The organism is Bacillus sp. LL01 (assembly GCF_001037965.1).
Genome location: NZ_LFEL01000184.1, coordinates 1 through 4,117 on the forward strand (window position 1 = coordinate 1; position 4,117 = coordinate 4,117).

5 protein-coding genes are annotated in these 4,117 nt (G+C 40.5%); all 5 read left to right on the plus strand.

Going from position 1 to position 4,117, the window contains the following annotated elements:
- Positions 1-330 (plus strand): DnaJ C-terminal domain-containing protein (locus AB685_RS27540; RefSeq protein WP_047973791.1); only part of this gene is annotated, 330 nt, incomplete at its 5' end.
- A 127-nt stretch (positions 331-457) separates the two neighbouring features.
- On the plus strand, positions 458-1,390 hold the full coding sequence (prmA, locus tag AB685_RS27545) for a 50S ribosomal protein L11 methyltransferase (protein WP_047973792.1): 933 nt from the start codon (positions 458-460) through the stop codon (positions 1,388-1,390).
- A 32-nt stretch (positions 1,391-1,422) separates the two neighbouring features.
- Positions 1,423-2,175, plus strand: a complete 753-nt coding sequence (locus tag AB685_RS27550) for a 16S rRNA (uracil(1498)-N(3))-methyltransferase (protein ID WP_047973793.1) — start codon at positions 1,423-1,425, stop codon at positions 2,173-2,175.
- A gap of 5 nt (positions 2,176-2,180) precedes the next feature.
- Positions 2,181-3,530: a tRNA (N(6)-L-threonylcarbamoyladenosine(37)-C(2))-methylthiotransferase MtaB gene (gene mtaB, locus AB685_RS27555; protein WP_047973794.1), complete on the plus strand. Its 1,350-nt coding sequence runs from the start codon at positions 2,181-2,183 to the stop codon at positions 3,528-3,530.
- 248 nt (positions 3,531-3,778) lie between these two features.
- Positions 3,779-4,117 (plus strand): deoxyribose-phosphate aldolase (deoC, locus tag AB685_RS27560; protein WP_047973795.1); only part of this gene is annotated, 339 nt, incomplete at its 3' end.

A 4,117-nucleotide genomic window follows, 5' to 3' on the forward strand; every position in this document is an offset into this window, starting at 1 on the left:
GACATCTATTGTGAGATGCCATTAACGTTTGCACAAGTAGCTTTAGGTGATGAAATTGAAGTTCCAACATTAAACGGAAAAGTGAAATTAAAAGTTCCAGCTGGTACACAAACAGGTACAAACTTCCGCTTACGTGGAAAAGGTGTACCGAATGTACATGGTCGCGGTCAAGGAGACCAACATGTACAAGTGCGAGTGGTAACACCGAAGAACTTAACGGAAAAAGAAAAAGAGATGATCCGTGAGTTTGCCAAAATGTCTGGTGGACAACCAGATGAGCAAAATGATAACTTCTTTGCGAAAGTTAGACGTGCGTTTAAAGGCGATTAATCATTATCAATCAATAAATTAATAGAAGCAGCAAAGGACTTAAAGCCTTTGCTGCTTTCTCCCTGTTATGTGACGTCTTGATTTAGGAAATAACTAGGAAAAAAGATGAGGATGGAGTTGGAGAAGTATGAAATGGTCGGAATTTAGTATCCATACGACAGAGGAAGCAGTAGAACCAGTTTGTAATATTTTGCATGAAGCAGGWGCAAGCGGGGTTGTGATTGAAGATCCAATCGACCTTATTAAAGACTGGGGTGTACACTACGGCGAAATTTATCAACTTTCTCCTGATGATTACCCTGAAGATGGCGTCATTGTTAAGGCATATTTTCTAGTAAATAGCTTTCTGCTTGAGACAATTGATGAAGTGAAGGAATCAATCAATAACTTAACAACGTATGAGATTGATCTTGGGCATAACAGCGTTCAGTTAGCAGAAGTGAATGAAGAAGACTGGGCAACGGCTTGGAAGAAATATTATAAGCCGGTGAAAATTTCAAAATCGATTACGATCACTCCAACTTGGGAAGAGTATGAGCCAACAGAAGAAGAGATGGAGATTGAGCTAGACCCTGGCATGGCCTTTGGTACAGGGACCCACCCAACTACTGTTCTATGTATCCAAGCACTTGAGAGTGTCTTAAAAGGTGATGAAGACGTAGTGGATGTAGGAACGGGTTCTGGTGTATTAAGTATCGCTGCGGCAAAGCTAGGTGCTAAAAGTGTCCTTGGCTTAGACTTAGATGAAGTGGCGGTAGAAAGTGCTGCGTTAAATGTTAAACTAAATAACGTAAGTAATGTCGTAAGTGTTCGTCAAAACAACTTACTTGAGCAAGTTGATGGAAAGTATGAGGTCATTGTAGCCAATATTTTGGCAGAAGTCATCGTGCAATTTGTTCAAGATGCGGCAGCGATTCTTAAACCAGGTGGTGCGTTTATCACATCAGGGATCATTAAACGTAAAAAGCAAGAAGTAAAAGATGCTTTAGTAGGTGCTGGGTTTACAATTGAGGAAGTTGTAGAAATGGATGATTGGGTAGCGATCATTTCTAGAGTGTAAGGTCAATTTGCTATTAAAGTGAGGACGATAAGATGCAACGTTATTTTGTATCAGAACATGACATGAAAGCAACTGTTGTAGAAATTACAGGGGATGATGTGAAACATATCTCGCGTGTCATGCGTATGCAAGCCGGTGATGAAATTATTTGTTCGAATAACGCAGGCCGTACCGTACAAGTATCAATTGAACAAATTGCTGACGATAAGGTAGTCGGTTTGATTAAAGCTGAGCTAGAGCCACATACAGAATTACCCATTCAGGTAACGATTGCGCAAGGCCTACCAAAAGGTGATAAACTAGAGTTAATCGTTCAAAAAGGAACAGAACTTGGCGTCAGTCACTTCCAACCGTATGCAGCAGCCCGTTCGATTGTAAAATGGGAAGCTAAAAAGGCGAAGAAGAAAGTCGAACGCCTAGAGAAAATCGCTAAAGAAGCCGCCGAGCAATCGTATCGAGAGCGTATTCCGACTGTTGGTGAGTCTATTTCTTTTGGACACTTACTTAAAGATGCTAAGGGCTATACGCATGTTATTGTTGCATACGAAGAAGCAGCAAAGTCTGGTGAGGCAAGTGCACTAACTAAAGTATTGAATGGTGTGCAAAAAGAAGACTCTCTACTTGTCGTGATTGGACCCGAAGGCGGCCTTGCAGATTCTGAGGTGAAAGAACTGGAAGATGCTGGGGCTATTTTATGCGGGCTTGGTCCAAGAATTATTAGAACGGAAACCGCGCCACTATATGTGATGGCTGCGATTTCCTATCATTTAGAATTAATGAGGTGAAGAAGATGCCTACTGTGGCTTTTCATACATTAGGTTGTAAAGTGAACCATTACGAAACAGAAGCAATTTGGCAGCTGTTTAAAGCAGAAGGATATGAGAAAGTTGAGTACGAACAAACATCTGATGTTTATGTGATTAACACTTGTACCGTAACAAATACAGGTGATAAAAAAAGCCGTCAAGTGATTCGTAGGGCAATTCGAAAGAATCCTGATGCCGTTATTTGTGTAACAGGCTGTTACGCACAAACTTCACCTGCTGAGATTATGGCGATCCCTGGTGTTGATATTGTTGTCGGAACACAAGATCGTACAAAGATGATTGGCTATATCGAGCAGTTTAAAAAAGAACGCGAGCCGATAAATGGAGTAGGAAACATCATGAAGTCTCGCGTCTATGAAGAGCTTGACGTACCTGCATTCACAGACCGTACTCGTGCCTCTCTTAAAATTCAAGAAGGCTGTAACAACTTCTGTACATTTTGTATCATTCCGTGGGCTCGTGGCCTCATGCGTTCACGTGATCCAGAAGAAGTAATCAAGCAAGCAACACAACTAGTAGAAGCTGGCTATAAAGAAATCGTTCTTACAGGTATTCACACAGGTGGATACGGTGAGGACTTAAAAGATTACAGCCTGGCTCGCCTTTTGTTAGACCTTGAGCAAGTAGAAGGCTTAAAACGCATTCGAATTTCATCTATTGAAGCGAGTCAGCTAACGGATGAAGTAATTGATGTGATCGATCGTTCTGAGAAAGTTGTGCGTCACTTGCATATTCCGCTTCAGTCTGGTTCAAACACAGTCCTAAAGCGTATGCGTCGTAAGTATACAATGGAATTCTTTGCAGAGCGCCTTGACCGTCTGAAAGAAGCGTTACCTGGACTTGCGGTGACATCTGATGTAATCGTAGGATTCCCTGGTGAGACTGAAGAAGAGTTCCAWGAAACCTTTGATTTCATTGCGCACCATAAATTTAGTGAGCTTCATGTTTTCCCTTATTCAAAACGTACTGGTACACCTGCAGCCCGCATGGATGAGCAAGTGAATGAAGAAGTGAAAAATAAGCGAGTTCATCGTTTAATTGAACTGTCAAATCAGCTAGCAAAGGAATATTCGTCACAATTTGAAGGAGAAGTTCTTGAAGTGATCCCTGAGGAACGCGACAAGGATAATCCTAATAGTGGCATGTACATTGGCTACACGGATAACTACTTAAAAGTAAAAGTGAAAGCTACTGAAGAGATGATTGGTAAGATCGTAAAAGTGAAAATTGCAAAAGCAGGTTATCCATATAACGAAGGTGAATTTGTTCGTGTTGTAGAAGACGAGGCAATGAAACAAGTAGTGAATGGGTAACAGGTAAAAGGCCATGAGAGATCATGGCCTTTTTATTATGCAAGAGTATTTACACACCTTAACATAACGCAATCGCTTTCAATAGCGTGTATGATTCAAGCTCATTTAGGCGATTAATAGAGTGTTTAAAGAGATTTGGGATACATATTTATCATTTGTGTAAAAATAAGCTCGTCTATTAACGAAATGTATGCTACGATATTAAAGAGGTACGGACAACTTATAAAAAGAAATGAGGAGTTGTAATAATGAGTCAATCAATCGCTAATTTAATCGATCATACTGCTTTAAAAGCGGATACAACAAAGGAACAAATTTTAACCCTTTGTGCTGAAGCAAAAGAATACAAGTTTGCATCTGTATGTGTAAACCCAACGTGGGTCAAACTTGCAGCAGAACAATTGAAGGATGCTGAAGGTGTTGAAGTATGTACGGTTATTGGTTTCCCACTTGGTGCTAACACACCAGAAGTAAAAGCATTTGAAGTAAAAAATGCGATTGGAAATGGAGCGACTGAAGTTGATATGGTTATCAATATTGCAGCGCTTAAAGATAAAGACAATGAGCTTGTAGAACGTGACATTCGT